Source organism: Helicobacter pylori (assembly GCF_001653475.1).
GTDB classification, from domain to species: Bacteria; Campylobacterota; Campylobacteria; order Campylobacterales; family Helicobacteraceae; genus Helicobacter; species Helicobacter pylori_CM.
This window is the reverse complement of record NZ_CP011487.1, coordinates 1156564-1174685: the sequence shown is the minus strand read 5'-3', so window position 1 is coordinate 1174685 and position 18122 is coordinate 1156564. Positions and strand designations below refer to the sequence as shown.

The 18122-nt window shown below is 39.5% G+C and carries 17 protein-coding genes and 1 pseudogene; 14 read left to right on the top strand and 4 right to left on the bottom strand.

Annotated features, from left to right (window positions below; translation table 11 throughout):
- Positions 1-11: 11 nt before the first annotated feature.
- From pyrE to secG, 3 genes are read right to left on the bottom strand one after another with little or no spacing between them, the layout of a single operon-like run.
- Positions 12-617, bottom strand: a complete 606-nt coding sequence (gene pyrE, locus AA974_RS05635; protein WP_064433764.1) for an orotate phosphoribosyltransferase — start codon at positions 615-617, stop codon at positions 12-14.
- Positions 618-620: 3 nt separating this feature from the next.
- Positions 621-1178, bottom strand: a complete 558-nt coding sequence (frr, locus tag AA974_RS05630) for a ribosome recycling factor (protein WP_064433763.1) — start codon at positions 1176-1178, stop codon at positions 621-623.
- Positions 1178-1768, bottom strand: a complete 591-nt coding sequence (gene secG, locus AA974_RS05625) for a preprotein translocase subunit SecG (RefSeq protein WP_064433762.1) — start codon at positions 1766-1768, stop codon at positions 1178-1180. Before secG ends, frr begins: the two co-directional genes overlap by 1 nt.
- 123 nt (positions 1769-1891) lie before the next feature.
- Here secG and AA974_RS05620 point away from each other — a divergent pair, with 123 nt between their 5' ends.
- The 14 genes and pseudogenes from AA974_RS05620 to AA974_RS05555 form a co-directional block, all read left to right on the top strand.
- Complete coding sequence (locus AA974_RS05620) at positions 1892-2614, top strand: methyltransferase domain-containing protein (protein ID WP_064433761.1); 723 nt, start codon at positions 1892-1894, stop codon at positions 2612-2614.
- 70 nt (positions 2615-2684) lie between these two features.
- Complete coding sequence (gene trpS / locus AA974_RS05615; RefSeq protein WP_064433760.1) at positions 2685-3665, top strand: tryptophan--tRNA ligase; 981 nt, start codon at positions 2685-2687, stop codon at positions 3663-3665.
- On the top strand, positions 3666-5453 hold the full coding sequence (locus AA974_RS05610; protein ID WP_064433759.1) for an extracellular solute-binding protein: 1788 nt from the start codon (positions 3666-3668) through the stop codon (positions 5451-5453).
- Positions 5450-6496 (top strand): microcin C ABC transporter permease YejB, encoded by a 1047-nt coding sequence (locus AA974_RS05605; RefSeq protein ID WP_064433758.1) that lies wholly within the window; start codon positions 5450-5452, stop codon positions 6494-6496. The genes AA974_RS05610 and AA974_RS05605 overlap by 4 nt, the downstream gene beginning before the upstream one ends.
- Positions 6497-6504: 8 nt before the next feature.
- Positions 6505-7086 (top strand): SH3 domain-containing protein, encoded by a 582-nt coding sequence (locus tag AA974_RS05600; protein WP_064433757.1) that lies wholly within the window; start codon positions 6505-6507, stop codon positions 7084-7086.
- A gap of 7 nt (positions 7087-7093) precedes the next feature.
- Complete coding sequence (locus tag AA974_RS05595) at positions 7094-7885, top strand: shikimate dehydrogenase (RefSeq protein WP_064433756.1); 792 nt, start codon at positions 7094-7096, stop codon at positions 7883-7885.
- Positions 7885-9828: an RNB domain-containing ribonuclease gene (locus tag AA974_RS05590; RefSeq protein ID WP_064433755.1), complete on the top strand. Its 1944-nt coding sequence runs from the start codon at positions 7885-7887 to the stop codon at positions 9826-9828. Before AA974_RS05595 ends, AA974_RS05590 begins: the two co-directional genes overlap by 1 nt.
- Positions 9818-10840 carry a DNA polymerase III subunit delta gene (gene holA / locus AA974_RS05585; protein WP_064433754.1) on the top strand — a complete coding sequence of 341 codons (1023 nt, stop codon included), beginning with the start codon at positions 9818-9820 and terminating at the stop codon, positions 10838-10840. Before AA974_RS05590 ends, holA begins: the two co-directional genes overlap by 11 nt.
- Before the next feature lie 152 nt (positions 10841-10992).
- Positions 10993-11421: a 30S ribosomal protein S6 gene (gene rpsF / locus AA974_RS05580; RefSeq protein WP_064433753.1), complete on the top strand. Its 429-nt coding sequence runs from the start codon at positions 10993-10995 to the stop codon at positions 11419-11421.
- Between the two features lie 9 nt (positions 11422-11430).
- Positions 11431-11976 (top strand): single-stranded DNA-binding protein, encoded by a 546-nt coding sequence (locus tag AA974_RS05575; protein ID WP_064433752.1) that lies wholly within the window; start codon positions 11431-11433, stop codon positions 11974-11976.
- A 22-nt stretch (positions 11977-11998) separates the two neighbouring features.
- Positions 11999-12256 carry a 30S ribosomal protein S18 gene (gene rpsR / locus AA974_RS05570; RefSeq protein WP_000440196.1) on the top strand — a complete coding sequence of 86 codons (258 nt, stop codon included), beginning with the start codon at positions 11999-12001 and terminating at the stop codon, positions 12254-12256.
- Between the two features lie 356 nt (positions 12257-12612).
- A complete protein-coding gene (babA, locus tag AA974_RS05565; protein WP_064433751.1) occupies positions 12613-14856 on the top strand; it encodes a Hop family adhesin BabA in 2244 nt (747 codons plus the stop codon).
- A 349-nt stretch (positions 14857-15205) separates the two neighbouring features.
- Complete coding sequence (locus AA974_RS05560) at positions 15206-16198, top strand: DUF874 family protein (RefSeq protein WP_064433750.1); 993 nt, start codon at positions 15206-15208, stop codon at positions 16196-16198.
- Between the two features lie 10 nt (positions 16199-16208).
- Positions 16209-17445 (top strand): annotated as a pseudogene (locus AA974_RS05555) (SabA family sialic acid-binding adhesin); the annotation flags it as partial.
- Positions 17446-17830: 385 nt separating this feature from the next.
- On the opposite strand, the gene AA974_RS05550 reads toward AA974_RS05555, so the two are convergent.
- On the bottom strand, positions 17831-18061 hold the full coding sequence (locus AA974_RS05550) for a YdcH family protein (RefSeq protein WP_000468326.1): 231 nt from the start codon (positions 18059-18061) through the stop codon (positions 17831-17833).
- Between the last annotated feature and the right edge of the window lie 61 nt (positions 18062-18122).

Below are 18122 nucleotides of genomic sequence, written 5' to 3'. Positions count from 1 at the left end.
TTTTTGTTTTTTTAGTTGCCACGACTTCCCGGTTTTATAGCAACGCTAGTGGCGCATAAAGGGCAATGGCTAGGCTCGTGCATGTCAAAAACAAAATCTTCTAAAGCAAAAAGGGGCAAATGGCTGGGCAAACACGCACCCTCTTGGGCCTTTAACTGAGAATGAGTGCGCTTGCAAATGCCCCGATTAGCTAGAGCGCCAAAAGCCACGATTTGAGCGCCCTTTTCTTCTAAAACTTTAGTGCATTCCATAGCGGATTTTCCCGTAGTGATAATGTCCTCACACACTAAAATTTTTTCGTTTTCTTTGACTTCAAAACCACGCCTTAACGCCATGGCATTATCCACTCTTTCAGTGAAGATAAAACGCACGCCCAAAGCCCTTGCAAGCTCATACCCAGCCAAGATCCCCCCAATAGCAGGCGAGCACACGCACTCAATATTCAAATGAGCTTCTTTAATCTGTTTGGCCAATTCTTTGGCTAATTGTTCGGCTAGTTTGGGATCTTCTAAAACTTTAGCGGATTGCAAATAATAATTAGAATGGAATCCGCTACTGAGCAAGAAATGCCCCTCTAACAACGCTTTAGCGTTTTGATAACATGCCTTAATATCCATGGTTTAGACCTTTAAAATCGCATCTTCTTTGTTTTTCACGCTTTCATCAATTTTTTTAATGGCTTCATCGGTGATTTTTTGGATCTGTTCTTGGGCTTTTTTGCTTTCATCTTCGCTGATTTCTTTGTCTTTTTCTAATTTTTTCACTTGATTGTTAGCGTCTTGGCGGATATTCCTTACAGCCACTTTAGCCTTTTCACCCATCGCTTTGGCGTCTTTTGCGATGAGTTTCCTTTGCTCGGTTGTCATGGGCGGGAAAAAAAGCTTGATGGTTTCGCCGTCATTATTAGGATTCACGCCGATATTGGCTTCTTGAATGGATCTTTCAATTTCTTTGAGCAGGTTTTTTTCCCATGGGCTGATTTGAATAGTAGTCGCATCCAAGCTCATCACGGATCCGACTTGGTTTAAAGCGGTGGGCGTGCCGTAATAATCCACTTTGATGTGATCTAAAATATTGACTGAAACTTTCGTGCTCCTTAGAGTGGAAAAATCTCTATTCAAAGCTTGAACGCTTTTTTGCATTAAATCTTTGGTTCCGTTATAAATGGCTTGTAACATTACTTTTCATCCTTTTTTTGGTTGGTATGGGCGTTGGTTTGCGTTGCATGCGTTTTAGGCTTTTGGTGGGCGGTTGGGGGCGTTTTTGTATTCTCTTTGGTTTTTTCAACACCCTTTATATTATTCTCTTTGGCATCATTTTTTCCATTCTGTTTGGGGCTTTCAACAGAAGGCGCTTTAGTTGGCTCTTTAGGAAGTTCGTTAGGCGTTTGTTTTGGCATTAAAGGACTAGAGGGGGCTTGCTCTAAAGGATTGAGCGTGGGGTTTAGAGTGGGATTGAGCGTAGGGTTAAGCGTGCCGGTGGCAGGGACTAAGGGTGAAAGCTCTTTATTGGTTTTAGTTTCATCTAAAATGCTTTTGCCGTATTCTTTGTTATAAAAATAGCCCAAAGCAATGGTGTTGATGACAAATAACAGTCCTAAAAACATGGTCAATTTCGCCATAAAGCTTGCAGGTCCTTTAGCACCAAATAAAGAATCGTTGCTCCCGCTATAAGCCCCTAAGCCGATGCTAGAACTTTTTTGCAACAAAACCACCACCACAATCAATACCGCTAAAACAATTTGTAAGCCTAATAGAGCGCTTGTCATAAACACCGATTCCTTAAATGCCTAAAATTTAGAAAAAATTACCCTTGATCTTATCTAAAATTTGCTAAGAACACACTAAAATTCAGTTTTAATTTTAAGCGTGGCGCATTAAAGGCGGTGGTGTTGGACTCTTTTCATTCATTCAATCAGCATGCATTCAATCGGCATGCCAAAACTTATCCCCTCTTTGCTCATATCCAGCAGCAAATCGCTATCTGCCTTGTCCAATTTTTAAAACAAAAACATTACGCTAAAGTTTTGGATCTAGGATCAGGGAGTGGGGCTGTTTTTAACGCTTTAGAGCGGCAAAATATTTTGATTGAAGAGTTTATCGCTTTGGATAATTCTATGAACATGCTCAAATTACACCCCACGCATTCTATTAATATTCAAAAAACCACTTTAGAGCATGCGGATTTTGAAGAACATGTTTTTTGCGCTTATGATTTGGTTGTGTCTTCTTCCTCTTTACAATGGGCAAGGGATTTAAAAAGCGTTTTAGGAAAAATCGCTCTTTCTAGTAAGGAGGCCGCTCTAGCTATTCATACGGATTTCAGTTTGCATGAAGTGCATGAGTTTTTAGGCACGCCTTCGCCTTTAAGGGATCTCAAAACGCTCAAATCCTTAATCAAAAACGCTTTTAAAAATTTTCAAATAGAATTGGAAAACAAGCGCTTCGCTCTTTATTTCAACCGCAAACAAGATTGCTTGAATTACCTTAAAAAATGCGGTCTTTTAGGGGGTTCAACGCTGAGTTTCAAGCAAAAAAAACATTTTTTTCAAAACATAGCGTTTGAAAAATTGAGCTATGAAGTGTTACTCTTTTCTGGGATCAAGCGTTCTTAAAAACTAAGATAAATTAAAATATTAAAATTAGGTGGTTACAATAACACTAACTAAACCAACGAGAAGCAACATGCACAAAAAACGAGTCTTTTCAGGCATCCAACCTACCGGGCAAATCCATTTGGGCAACTATTTAGGAGCGATCAAGCATTGGGTAGAGATGCAAGATGAATATGAAAATCTTTTTTGCGTCGTCAATTCGCATGCGATTACCTTGCCCATAGATCCTGCATTTTTAAGATCCCAAAGCTATGAGCTAGTCAAATTGCTTTTAGCTTGCGGGATTAATCCTAAGCAATCAGGGTTATTCATTCAAAGTGAAGTTAATGAGCACCCGGCTTTAGCATGGCTATTAAATTGTCAGGTGTCTATGGGGGAAATGCAAAGAATGACGCAATTCAAAGACAAGTCCTTAAAAAACCCTAAAAGCGTGAATGTGGGGCTTTTCAATTACCCTATTTTAATGGCGTCAGATATTTTGTTATACCAAAGCGATTTAGTGCCAGTGGGCGAAGATCAAAAACAGCATTTAGAGCTCACACGAAACATTGCAGAAAAATTTAACAGGGATTTTGGGAACTGCTTTAAAGTGCCAGAGCCTTTGATCGCTAAAGTGGGGGCAAGGGTTATGGGGCTAGATGATCCAAAAGTGAAAATGAGTAAATCGCATAAGGGGGCTAACCATGCGATTTTTCTTTTAGATGAGCCAGACATTATTGTAAGAAAAATCAAAAAAGCGGCCACTGATTCTACGGGCGTTATCGCCTTTGATGAAGAAAGAGAGGGCATTTTCAACCTTTTAAATATCTACATGCTTTTAAGCAATGAAAGCCCAGAAAACATAGAAGAGCGTTTCAAAAATAAGGGCTATGGGGATTTTAAAAAGGAATTGGCTGAAGTAGTGATCCAGGCTTTAAAACCCATCCAAGAAAGATACAAAGAAATCAGCGATGATGAAGTGAAAGCCATTTTAAATGGCGGTGTCAAAAAAGCCAGACCTTTGGCGGAAGCGACTTACCAAAAGGCTAAAGAATTGATGGGGTTGGTTTGAGTGGTCTTTAAAATTTTAGGCTTATGGTTGGGGGTGTTTTGTTTCCTTAAGGCTACGCCTTATTTATACTTGGGCGAAGAGCCTAAATATAAAGACAATTTCACGCATTTTGAATACGCTAACCCTGACGCCAGAAAAGGCGGTGTCTTAAGGAATGACGCTATAGGGACTTTTGATAGCCTTAACCCTTTTGTGCTTAAAGGCACTAAAGCCGAAGGCTTGGATTTGATTTATGACACTTTAATGGTGCAAAGTTTGGACGAGCCTTATGCCGAATACCCCTTGATCGCTAAAGACGCCGAAGTGGCTAAGGATAACAGCTATGTGATTTTTACTTTAGACAAAAGAGCGAGATTCAGCAATAACGCTCCCATTTTAGCGAGCGATGTGAAGTTTAGCTTTGATACGATAATGCAATTAGGATCGCCCATTTATCGGCAGTATTACCAAGATGTTAAAAAGGCGGTTATCTTAGACAAACACCATGTTAAATTCCTTTTCAAAACCACTGAAAATAAAGAGTTGCCTCTCATTTTAGGGCAGTTGCAGATCTTTTCCAAAAAAGCGTTTCAAAAGGATTACTTCACCAAAAACCCTTTACTCATTCCTGTTTCTAGCGGCCCTTATGTGATCGATTCTTTTGATGTGGGCAAGAAAATCACCTACCAAAGAAACCCTAATTATTGGGCGAGGAATTTGCCTAGCAGAAAGGGGCAGTTCAATTTTGATCAGGTCAAATTTGAGTATTATAAAGACGAAACCATTGCTTTACAGGCTTTTTTAAGCGGGGCGTATGATTGGCGCCTTGAAAGTACGGCTAAGGTTTGGGCTAGGGGCTATGTGGGGAAAGCTATAGACAATAAAAAAATCACTAAATACCTAATAGCCCATAAAATGCCAAGCGGCATGCAAGGGTTTTTCTTCAACACGCGCCGGGAAATTTTTAAGGATAAAAGGGTGCGTGAAGCCTTATTTTATGCGTTTGATTTTGAATGGGCGAATAAAAATCTGTTTTTTTCGCAATACAAACGCACCACTAGTTTTTTCAGTAACTCTGTTTATGCGTCCCCTCCTCTTCCAAGCCCTGAAGAAAAAGTTCTGTTAGCCCCTTATGAAAAGAGTTTAGATGAAAGGGTTTTTAAAGAGCCTTATGTCGTGCCTAGAACCGATGGGGCTGATGTTTTAGGCTATAACTTGAGGGAAAATCTAAAATACGCTCAAAAGCTTTTAGAAAGCGCGGGCTTTTCTTACAAAAACATGCGTTTAGTGGATAAGAATAACAAGCCGTTTAGTTTCACTTTGCTTTTAAACAGCCCGGCATTTGAAAGATTGGCTCTAGCCTTTGCTAAAAACTTAAGGGTGTTAGGGATTGACATGAAAATCCAAAGAGTGGATTTAAGCCAGTATGTCAATCGGGTCAAAAGCTATGATTTTGACATGATTGTAGGGGTGATAGGCCAATCGTCTTTCCCGGGTAATGAACAGCGCTTTTATTTTGGCTCTTTGAGCGCTAAAGAAAAAGGCGCAAGGAATTATGCGGGAATCTCTAGTAAAGCGGTAGATGATTTGATTGAAAAAATCATTAACGCTAAAGATTACAAGGAGCAATTAGCCGCCATTCAAGCGATGGATAGGGTGCTATTGTGGGGGTTTTATGTGATACCGCATTTTTATTTGCCTAATTACAGGATCGCGGCGTATAATTACATTGGCATGCCTGAAATCAGCCCTAGTTATGGATTTTCGCCGTATTTGTGGTGGGTAAAAAAAGAAAAGAGTCTTCAATGATTGCTTATATTCTCAAACGCTTGCTTTTGATTATCCCGACTTTATTAGCCATCATGACGATTAATTTCTTTCTGATCCAATCGGCTCCTGGAGGCCCTATAGAGCAGATGATGGCTAAAATCAATAACACGCAGTCCAAAGAAACCCAAGGCGTTGTTAAAGATCGTGCCTATAGGGGGTCTCAAGGGTTGGAGAGCGATTTATTAGAAAATTTAAAAAAACTCTATGGCTTTGACAAGCCCATAGGGGAGCGCTACCTTCTTATGCTCAAAAAATACGCGCAATTTGATTTTGGGGAGAGCTTTTACCGCCAGATTAAAGTGGTAGATTTGATTAAGGAAAAATTGCCCGTATCCATTTCGTTAGGGCTTTTTAGCACGCTTTTGATTTATCTTATTTCTATCCCTTTAGGGATTTTCAAGGCCAAACGCAATAACGAGCCTTTAGATGTGCTAAGCAGCGTGGTGATCATTGTCGCTAACGCTATCCCGGCCTTTTTGTTTGCGGTGGTGTTGATCGTGTTTTTTGCTGGAGGGAATTATTGGCACTGGTTCCCTTTAAAGGGGCTAGTGAGCGATAATTTTGAAAGTTTGAGCGCGTTAGGTAAAATCAGGGATTATTTATGGCATATCACTTTGCCCGTTCTTTGCATTTCTTTAGGGGGTTTTGCAAGCCTTACGCTTTTAGTGAAAAACTCTTTTTTAGATGAAATGGGCAAACTTTATGTGGTGAGCGCTAAGGCTAAGGGCTGTTCAGTGGGGCGTATTTTTTATGCGCATGTGTTCCGCAATGCGATTTTGTTAGTGGTGGCGGGTTTCCCGCAAGCTTTTTTGGGCATGTTTTTTAGCTCAAGCTTATTGATAGAAATCGTTTTTAGCCTGGATGGGTTAGGGCTTTTAGGGTATGAAAGCATTGTGAGTAGGGATTATCCTGTCGTGTTTGGTTCGCTTTATATTTTCACGCTTTTAGGTTTGGTAGCGAGTTTGATAAGCGATTTGCTCTGCGTGGTGATTGACCCTAGGATTGATTTTGAAAAGCGTTGAGGGTAGGAATGAAAACTGAGATGAAATCTTTTTTAAAACTTTTTATGCAGCCTTTTTTGGTGGTCTTAGGGTTTATGTTGTTGTATGCTTTAGCGCATGCTGCGCTTGGTTTTTATGTAAAAAAAGACAGCGCTCAAATAAGCCAGAATTCAGAAAAAACCAAGACAGAGCGTCAAAACAGTGCGCTTTCGCCTAAACAAGAAGCCAACACAACCACCACAGAAGAAAACCTCACCAAAGACCCTCCTTTGCCTTTAGAAACAACCACGCAAGAAAAAGAAACTAAACAAGAGAATAAACAAGAGCCAGAAATCCAAAATGAACCTAAACAAAACAGCGTCTCACCCGTTCAAAACAACCAAAAAACCCCCACAACCCCTGCAATTGGAAAAAAACCTTTAGAGTATAAGGTCGCAGTCAGTGGCGTGAATGTGCGTGCTTTTCCTAGCACAAAAGGCAAAATCTTGGGATCGCTTACAAAAGATAAAAGCGTGAAAGTTTTAGAAATCCAAAACGATTGGGCTAAAATTGAATTTTCTAATGAAACAAAGGGCTATGTGTTTTTAAAACTTTTAAAAAAGGCTGAATGAAAGAATAATGAAATTAAAATCTTTTGGGGTTTTTGGAAATCCCATCAAACATTCCAAATCGCCCTTAATCCATAACGCTTGTTTTTTGACTTTTCAAGAAAAATTAGGGTTTTTGGGGCATTACCACCCCATATTACTCCCTTTAGAAAGCCATATCAAAAACGAGTTTTTGCATTTGGGGCTTAGTGGGGCTAATGTAACTTTACCCTTTAAAGAAAGGGCGTTTCAAGTTTGCGATAAAATCAAAGGTATCGCGCTTGAATGCGCTTCAATCAATACGCTTGTTTTGGAAAATGATGAGCTTGTGGGTTATAATACCGACGCTTTAGGGTTTTATCTTTCTTTAAAACACCAAAACTTTCAAAACGCTTTGATTTTAGGCTCTGGGGGGAGCGCTAAAGCCCTAGCGTGCGGATTAAAAAAACAAGGCTTAGAAGTGAGTGTGTTGAACCGCTCTGCTAGGGGATTGGATTTTTTCCAACGCTTGGGCTGTGATTGTTTCATGGAGCCTCCTCAAAGCGCTTTTGATTTGATTATTAACGCTACTTCAGCGAGTTTGAATAACGAATTGCCTTTAAGTAAAGAGGTTTTGAAAGGGTATTTTAAAGAGGGCAAGCTCGCTTATGATTTGGTGTATGGGTTTTTAACGCCCTTTTTGTCTCTGGCCAAAGAGTTAAAAATCCCCTTTCAAGACGGGAAAGACATGCTCATCTATCAAGCTTCTTTAAGTTTTGAAAAATTCAGCGCTTCTCAAGTCCCTTATTCAAAAGCGTTTGAAGTCATGCGAAGTGTTTTTTGATGCAAGGGTTTTTAAGAAGCCTTTTTTTTGGAGTTAAAAAGATCCCTAAACGATTCGCTCCTCTAATAGAAAAGGGCGTTTTAAAAGAAGCGCTTGGATCCAACAAGGAGCGCTATTTTTTAAAAGAAGGCTTTGATATAGGCAGAATTGAATGGGCAGAAAATAAGGCGTTTTTCATTTCTTTAGCGAAAAATTACCCTAAAGACCCTTTAATCAAAAACTTACCCCCTTCTTTCAAAACAGACGCTTTGATTTTATGCAAAATAGAATGTTCTAAAAAACGCCCCATAGCCTTTTTTAAAGCCGCTCTTTTTGATGCAGATCATGCAGATCATACGATGATAGTTTACCTGGCTAAAGAAAATAACCAGATTGTGGCTATCCCTTTTAAAGAGCCTTTTAAAAAACCCGTTCTTTTAAAACACAGCCAAAAATCCTTATTAGAATTGCCCAGGCATTGCGTGGTAAAGATCGATCTGAAAAAGCGTGAAATCAGCGAAATTTTAGGGGCTTTAGAAGACCCTTTAATAGATGAAAACCTTTCTTTAAGCCTTTTTGACAGGGTTAAGGATTTTTCAAAAGATTGTTTGAATTTAGCCCAACATTACGCGCAACTTAAAGCGAGCGATTTTAAAGATAGGATCAATTATTCCCACATCCCTTTTATCACCATTGACCCTAAAGACGCTAAAGATTTTGACGATGCGATTTTTTATGATCAAGAAAAAAGGGTTTTGTTTGTGGCGGTTGCTGATGTGAGCGAATTTGTGCCGAAATATTCCAGTTTGGATAAAGAAGCTAGGCTTAGGGGCTTTAGCGTGTATTTCCCTAATAGCGTGTATCCCATGCTGCCTTTGAGTTTGTCTCAAGGGGCATGCTCACTGAAAGCATTTGAAAAACGCCTGGCTTTAGTGTATGAGATCCCTTTAGATCATTTGAAAAACGCCCGATTGTTTCAAGGCGTTATTGAAGTTAGGGCTAATTGCACTTATGAAGAAATCAATCATTTTTTAAGCGCCCAACAAAGCTCTTTAGATAAAGATTTGCAACAAAGCCTTTTGGGGTTTTTAGAAATGGCTTTAGCGTTAAAAAAGGAGCGTTTAAAAAAAGGGTTTGATTTCAATTCGTTTGAAAACAAGCTGTATTTAAATCAAGAAGGGCGTATAGAAAAAATTGAAACGCAAAAAGAAAGCGGTGCGCACACCCTTATAGAAGAAGCCATGCTGTTAGCCAACCAATCTAGCGCGAGGTTATTAGATAAGCATTTTCAAAATAAGGGGATATACCGCACCCATAAAGAGCCCAGTTTGGAGCAACAAAAACGCCTCTACGACAAGCTTTTTGATTATGAGATCACACGCCCTAAAAACATGGGCTTTTTGCCTTTTTTAGAGCATGCCTTAAAGACAGCCAAAGAAAAGAAGTTAGAAAGAGAAGTTTCGCGCTTAATCATTAAATCTCAAAATTTAGCCCTTTATAGCCCCATGCAAGAAAGCCATTTTGGTTTGGGGTTTGCCAGCTATACGCATTCCACTTCGCCCATTAGACGATACAGCGATTTAGCCTTACACAGGCTTTTAAAAGAATTGTTGTTCCACCAGGCTAAAGGCTGCTCGTATTTGTTAGAAGAAACGCCCGAGTTGTGTTCTGAGTTGAACGCTTTACAAAAAAAGACCGCTTTGATTGAAAGGGATTTTGTCAAACGCAAATTCGCTCGATTAGCTTTAGAACTTTTAGAAAAAGAATTTTTGGGCGTTGTTTTAGAGGTTAAAGATTGGGTGGTGGTGGGGTTAAAAGAATGGGTAGGGCTTAAAGTTTTAGTCAAAACGAACAAGGTTTTTAAGCCTTTAGAAAAGGTGTGCGTTAAAATCACGCATGCGGATTTGGTTTTAGGGCAAGTTTGGGGTGAAATCACAGAAAGGATTAAAGAGCATGTATCGTAAAGATTTGGACAATTATTTAAAACAGCGTCTCCCTAAAGCGGTGTTTTTGTATGGGGAGTTTGATTTTTTCATTCATTATTATATTCAAACGATCAGCTCGCTTTTTAAAGGCGCTAACCCTGACACAGAAACTTCGCTTTTTTATGCGAGCGATTATGAAAAAAGCCAGATTACGACCCTTTTAGAGCAGGATTCTTTATTTGGAGGGAGCAGTTTAGTCGTTTTAAAACTGGACTTTGCGTTGCATAAGAAATTTAAAGAAAACGATATCAATCTTTTTTTAAAAGCTTTAGAGCGGCCTAGCCATAACAAGCTTATCATAGGGCTTTATCATTCTAAAAGCGACACCACAAAATACAAATACACTAGCGATGCTATCGTTAAATTTTTCCAAAAAAGCCCCTTGAAAGATGAAGCGATTCATGCACGCTTTTTTATCCCTAAAATTTGGGAGAGTTTGAAATTCTTACAAGAAAGGGCGAATTTTTTACATTTAGACATCAGCAACCATCTTTTAAACGCTCTTTTTGAAACCAATAACGAAGATTTAGGCGTTTCGTTTAACGATTTAGACAAGCTAGCGCTTTTAAACGCACCAATCGCTTTAGAAGACATTCAAGAATTAAGCTCCAATGCGGGGGATATGGATTTACAAAAGCTCATTTTAGGGCTTTTTTTGAAAAAAAGCGTGCTTGATATTTATGATTATTTGTTAAAAGAGGGCAAAAAGGATGCGGACATTTTAAGGGGGTTAGAGCGGTATTTTTACCAGCTTTTTTTATTTTTCGCTCATATTAAAACGACCGGTTTAATGGACGCTAAAGAGGTTTTAGGCTACGCTCCTCCTAAAGAGATTGCCGAAAATTACGCTAAAAACGCCTTGCGTTTGAAAGAAGCCGGCTATAAGAGGGTTTTTGAAATTTTCAGGTTATGGCACATTCAAAGCATGCAAGGGCAAAAGGAATTGGGCTTTTTGTATTTGACCCCCATTCAAAAAATCATTAACCCTTGAAAAATAATCAAGGCGTTTTTAGTTTTGAGCTTTAATCTTTCAATAAAACTAAATTTAATCTAAAAACAAGCGAAAGCAAGGTATAATCAAAAGTTTTTTAGACCTTGCTCTTTTTTAGTAAAAAAAGGGCTATACAACCACAAGGAGAATGGATGAGGCATTATGAAACGATGTTTATTCTCAAACCTACTTTAGTAGAAGAAGAGATTAAATCCAAAATTGAGTTTTATAAAGAAGTGATCACTAAGCATCATGGCGTGATTGAAACGAGCCTGGATATGGGCATGCGTAATTTGGCTTATGAAATCAAAAAGCACAAAAGAGGCTATTATTATGTGGCGTATTTCAAAGCAGAGCCGTCAATGATTTTAGAGCTTGAACGATTGTATCGCATCAATGAAGATGTGTTGCGTTTCATTGTGATCAAATACGAAAGCAAGAAAGAAGTAGAAGCGTGGCATGCGTTAGTGGATAGGGCTAATAAAAAGCCACCACACGCCAAGGAAAAACACGAAAAAACCGAACACACGCATTCTCACCACGCAGAGGAAGCAGAAAGCGTAGGATCTCATAGCGAATAAGGGCTTATCATGTTTAATAAAGTGATTATGGTAGGGCGTTTGACTAGGAATGTGGAGTTGAAATATTTGCCTAGCGGTTCAGCGGCAGCTACAATAGGTTTAGCCACAAGCAGGCGTTTTAAAAAACAAGACGGCACGCTAGGCGAAGAGGTGTGCTTTATAGATGCTCGTTTGTTTGGGCGAACGGCTGAAATCGCTAACCAGTATTTAAGCAAGGGTTCAAGCGTTTTGATAGAAGGGCGTTTGACTTATGAGAGCTGGATGGATCAAACGGGCAAAAAAAATTCCCGCCACACTATCACAGCGGACTCGTTGCAATTTATGGATAAAAAGTCAGACAATCCCCAAGCAAACGCTATGCAAGATAGCACAATGCATGAGAATTTCAACAACGCTTATCCCGCTAATGATAACGCTCCTAGCCAAGATCCTTTTAACCAAGCCCAAAGTTATGCACAAAACGCTCATGCTAAAGAGAATTTACAAGCACAGCCGTCCAAGTATCAAAACAGCGTGCCTGAAATCAATATTGATGAAGAAGAAATCCCCTTTTAAGGGTTACAATTAAGGAGACATTATGGAAAGAAAACGCTATTCAAAACGCTATTGCAAATACACTGAAGCTAAAATCAGCTTTATTGACTATAAAGATTTAGACATGCTCAAGCACACGCTATCAGAGCGCTATAAAATCATGCCAAGGAGATTGACAGGCAATAGCAAAAAGTGGCAAGAGAGGGTGGAAGTGGCAATCAAAAGAGCCCGCCACATGGCTTTAATCCCCTACATTGTGGATAGGAAAAAAGTCGTAGATAGCCCTTTTAAACAGCACTGAATTTTTGATTAGGGCTAATAGGGGGCATACCCCCCCTTTAATCTTATTTAATCTTGGCTTGGCTTTTATGGAGCGTTAGCGATAAAAACGATAAAAAGCATTTTTAAGACAAAATGAAAAAGCTTGACTTTAGCGGTGGTTTCTTAAGCTAGGAGGTTAGTGGGAATGTTATTCCTAAAATACCCCCTATCCCCTTACAAAACGCATCAAAAGTAAAAAAATGACAAAATTTTTCCAAAATGACAAAAAAAAAAAACGATTTTCTGCTATAATGCCCCAAATACATTCCAATGCAAATGCATTCAATGTATGAAATCCCTAATATTAAATCCCATTCAATCTAAAAAGGAGAAAACATGAAAAAACACATCCTCTCATTCACTTTAGGCTCGCTTTTAGTTTCCGCGTTGAGCGCTGAAGATGACGGCTTTTACATGAGTGCAGGCTATCAAATCGGTGAAGCCGCTCAAATGGTGAAAAACACCAAAGGCATCCAACAGCTTTCAGACAATTATGAGAATTTGAACAATCTTTTAACCAGATACAGCACCCTAAACACCCTTATCAAATTGTCCTCTGATCCGAGCGCGATTAATGCTGCAAGGGAGAATTTGGGCGCGAGCGCGAAGAATTTGACTGGCGATAAAGCCAACTCTCCGGCGTATCAAGCGGTGCTTTTAGCGATCAATGCGGCGGTGGGGTTTTGGAATGTCGTGGGCTATGTTACGCAGTGCGGAGGTAATGCCGATGGTCAAAAGAGCACCTCTTCAACAACCATCTTTAACAACGAGCCAGGGTATCGATCCACTTCCATCACTTGTTCTTTGAACGGGTATACGCCTGGATACTATGGGCCTATGAGTATTGAGAATTTTAAAAAGCTTAACGAAGCCTATCAAATCCTCCAAACGGCTTTAAAAAACGGCTTACCAGCACTCAATCAAAACAACGGGACGATCAATGTAAATTATACCTACACATGCTCAGGGGAAGGGAATAATAACTGCAAACTAACATTGAATGGTAAAGAACTCAAGCAAGATGGCGGGAGCGAAACCACCACCCAAAATATAGACGGCAAACAAGTGAGCACCACCACAAAATCAAGCGTCGTTCTTTATGGAAAAACATATAATGGACAAGAATGGAAAGGGGCGTCTTACACCGAAATCACTAACGCATTGAACGGGGTGCCTGATAACGCTCAAGCGCTGTTAGCGCAAGCGAGCACGCTCATTAACACCATCAACACTGCATGCCCGTATTTCCACGCTACTAATAGTAATGAGGCTAACGCCCCAAAATTCTCTACTACTACTGGGAAAATATGCGGCGCTTTTTCAGAAGAAATCAGCGCGATCCAAAAGATGATTACGGATGCGCAAGAGCTTGTCAATCAAACGAGCACCATTGATGCTAACGGGCAATCAACTCCGGTAGGCGAGAGCGGAAAGCCTTTCAACCCCTACACAGACGCTAACTTTGCACAAGGCATGCTCGCTAACGCTAATGCGCAAATCAAAATGCTCAATTTAGCTAATCAAGTGGGGCAAGCCATTAACCCTGAAAATCTTACCGGGAATTTTAAGAATTTTGTTACAGGCTTTTTAGCCACATGCAATAACCCCTCAACAGCTGGTACTGGTGGAACACAAGGCACGTCTCCAGGCACAGTTGGCACTCAAACTTTCGCTTCCGGTTGCGCCTATGTGGAACAAACCATAACGAATTTAAACAACAGTATCGCTCATTTTGGCACCAAAGAGCAGCAAATCGAGCAAGCAGAAAACATCGCTGACACTCTATTGCATTTCAGATCCCGATACAGCGAATTGGGCAACACTTATAACAGCATCACTACTGCGCTCTCTAGCATCCCTAAAGCCCAATCGTTACAAAATGTGGTGAGCCAAAAGAACAACCCCTATAGCCCGCAAGGCATTAACACCAATTACTACCTCAATCAAAATTCTTACAACCAAATCCAAACCATCAACCAAGAACTAGGGCGTAACCCCTTTAGGAAAATGGGCATCGTCAGTTCTCAAACCAACAACGGCGCGATGAATGGGATTGGCATTCAAGTGGGCTATAAACAATTCTTTGGCCAAAAAAGAAGGTGGGGCGCTAGGTATTACGGCTTTTTTGATTACAACCATGCGTTCATCAAGTCTAGCTTCTTCAATTCGGCTTCTGATGTATGGACTTATGGTTTTGGAGCGGACGCTCTTTATAACTTCATCAACGATAAAGCCACCAATTTCTTAGGCAAAAACAACAAGCTTTCTGTAGGGCTTTTTGGAGGGATTGCATTAGCCGGGACTTCATGGCTTAATTCTGAATATGTGAATTTGGCCACCGTGAATAATGTCTATAACGCTAAAATGAATGTGGCGAATTTCCAATTCTTATTCAACATGGGAGTGAGGATGAATTTAGCCAGGGCTAAGAAAAAAGGCAGCGATCATGCCGCTCAGCATGGCATTGAACTAGGGCTTAAAATCCCCACCATCAACACCAATTACTATTCTTTCATGGGGGCTGAACTCAAATACCGCAGGCTCTATAGCGTGTATTTGAATTATGTGTTCGCGTATTGAGTTTTTATGGAACTCCCTTTTTAAGGGATTTCTTTTGAACTTTCTTTCTTTTAAGGGATTTCTTTTCATAAGAAAATAAGAACACCATAAAATCGTTCTTAGCTTCTAGGAGGCACTAGTCGGTTTCTTGCTATAGAAGAATCGCTTATTAGCTTGCTCCATTTAAGAGGGTGTGAGTTTGGGTATGAGGAAAAACTTGTATCAAGTTTTATTGAAACGGATTAGAAAGATCTGATTGGATTGACCCTTGCAATTTTTCAAACCAATCGTTTAATAACGATTAAATATGACTATATACACTACAATAATAAGATTTTGATGGGTGAAATTGTTTTTTGAAAGGATTTAAATGCCTGTTATAAGAATTTTAGTGGTGCTTGTAACAATAATGATGAAATTAGCAAAAACGGCAAAAGGAAAGAAGGTTTTGAATAATGTGGGAATACCTATAATGGCGGTTGCTTTTTGGGAAGCGATAAAGGTCTCAATAAAAGAACAAATTAAAAAAAGTAATTGGATATGCGGGAATGTTAAGAATGCGGATGATTATTTAAAAACGCATCCTAACTCATGGCTTCATTCAACAATAGGTGCAGCAACGATAACCGCCATGCTGATGAATGTGTGTTTTGCTGATGACCAATCCAAAAAAGAAGTGGCTGAAGCTCAAAAGGAAGCGGAAAACGCTAAGGATAGAGCGAACAAGAGCGGGATAGAACTAGAACAAGAAAAACAAAAGACAAAACAAGAATATCAAAAAACAATTAATATAGAGAAAGATTTCATTAAAGACCTAAAACAAAATTGCAAAGAAAACCTTGGCCAATTCTTTATTGAAAAAGGAGGGATTAAGGCTGGTATTGGTATAGAAATAGAAACGGAATGCAAAACCCCTAAACCTGCAAAAACAAACCAAACCCCTAAAGAGCCAAAACACCTCCCAAACTCTAAACAACCCCACTCTCAAAGAAGATCAAAAACACAAGAGCTTGTAGCTTATTTGCAAAAAGAGCTAGAATTTCTGCCCTATTCACAAAAAGCTATCGTTAAACAAGTGGATTTTTACAGACCGAGTTCTATCGCTTATTTAGAACTAGACCCTAGAGATTTTAACGCTACAAAAGAATGGCAAAACGAAAACCTCAAAATACGCTCTAAAGCTCAAGCTAAAATGCTTGAAATGAGGCATTCAAAACCATACCCACAAACTAACCTTTCAGCCTTTCAAAGCTTTTCAATCATTCAAGAAATAGCCGCTGATATTCATAAAGAAATAGAAACAGCCGCTCATGCTGAAAAACAAGCAGAAAAAGCGGGTTATGGTTATAGTAAAAGGATGTAGGGAGAATGTGATGAAAAAAACCCTTTTACTCTCTCTCTCTCTCGTTTTTGCTCCACGCTGAAGACGACGGCTTTTACATGAGCGCAGGCTATCAAATCGGTGAAGCCGCTCAAATGGTGAAAAACACCAAAGGCATCCAACAGCTTTCAGACAATTATGAAAAGCTAAACAATCTTTTGAATAATTACAGCACCCTAAACACCCTTATCCAATTATCCTCTGATCCGAGCGCGATCAATGACGCAAGAAACAATCTGGGTGCGAGCTCTAGGAATTTATTGAACGAAAAAACCAACTCCCCCGCTTATCAAGCCGTGCTTTTAGCGTTGAATGCTGCAGTGGGGTTGTGGCAAGTTACAAGCTATGCTTTTACTGCTTGTGGTCCTGGCAGTAATGAGAGTGCAAATGGAGGTATCCAAACTTTTAATAATGTGCCAGGAGAAAATACGACGACCATCACTTGCAATTCGTATTACCAGCCAGGACATGGTGGACCTATATCCACTGAAAATTACGCGAAAATCAATCAAGCCTATCAAATCATTCAAAAGGCTTTGACAGCCAATGGATCCCAAGATGGAGATGGGGTCCCCGTTTTAAGCAACACCACTACAAAACTTGATTTCACTATCGATGGAGACAAAAGAACGGGTGGCCAACCAAATACACCTGAAAAATTCCCATGGAGTCATGGGAAATATATTCACACCCAGTGGATTAACACAACACAAACACCAACAGAAACAAAGATCGACACAACCAATAACGCTCAAACCCTTTTAGAACAAGCGAGCATCATTATCACTACCCTGAATGAAGCATGCCCAAACTTTCAGAATGGTGGTAGCGGTTATTGGCAAGGGATAAGCGGCAATGGGACAATGTGCGGGATGTTTGCCAATGAAATCAGCGCTATTCAAGGCATGATCGCTAACGCCCAAGAAGCCGTCGCGCAAGCCAAAATCGTTAGTGAAAACACGCAAAATCAGAGCAACCTGGACACCGGAAAGCCTTTCAACCCCTACACAGACGCTAGCTTTGCGCAAGGCATGCTCGCTAACGCTAATGCGCAAGCAGAGATTTTAAACCAAGCCGAACAAGTGGTGAAAAACTTTGAAAGAATCCCTAAAAGCTTTGTAAGTGACTCTTTAGGGGTGTGTTATCAATATCAAGGTGGTGAGCGTAGGGGCACCAATCCAGGTCAGACAACTCCTAACACTTGGGGAGAAAGCTTTTCTTTTTTAAAACTCGTTTTTTGGGGGATTTTGATGCAAAATCCTTTTTAGCTTTTTTATATCAGTTAATAAAAAATTTGACGCTTAAAGTTTTTAAAAAAACGCTGTTTTTAGGGGGGATTAGTGGGATTAAAAGGGGGGGAGAATGATTTCAAAAGCGCTTCCTATCCTTTTAAGAAAATAAAATAAAACTTTAAAAAAATGAGTTTTACAATGAAATGAGATTGAAAACGATAAAATAAAGTTTTAAAAACCCATTTTTTAAAAATGCAAAGAACATTAAAAATTAATAAAACTTATGGTAAAAATAAAGCTGAAAACAATCTCCAACTAAGTACCAAAGCAAAAACGCCCTTTAAAAAGCGTTTCAGCATGTTTTTATAAAGATGACTAAACCTTAAGCGCGCTCAGATTTTTGCTTTTCTCTATACTCTATGATCATGCTGTGGATTTCATCTTTTAATTTTAATTTTTGTTTTTTCATGTGGCTGATTTCAGCGTCGCTAGCGTTTTGTTGTTCAGCGGTTTTGATGTCATCATCAAGCTGGTTGTGTTTCTCAAAAATCTTATCAAAATGCGGGTTATTCGCTTTTAACACGCTGATTTCGTCTCTAAATTCATGGAACATGGTTTTCTCCTTTAATTTTGGATGTTTAAAGTATGATAAACTATCTTTTTAAAAAAACAAC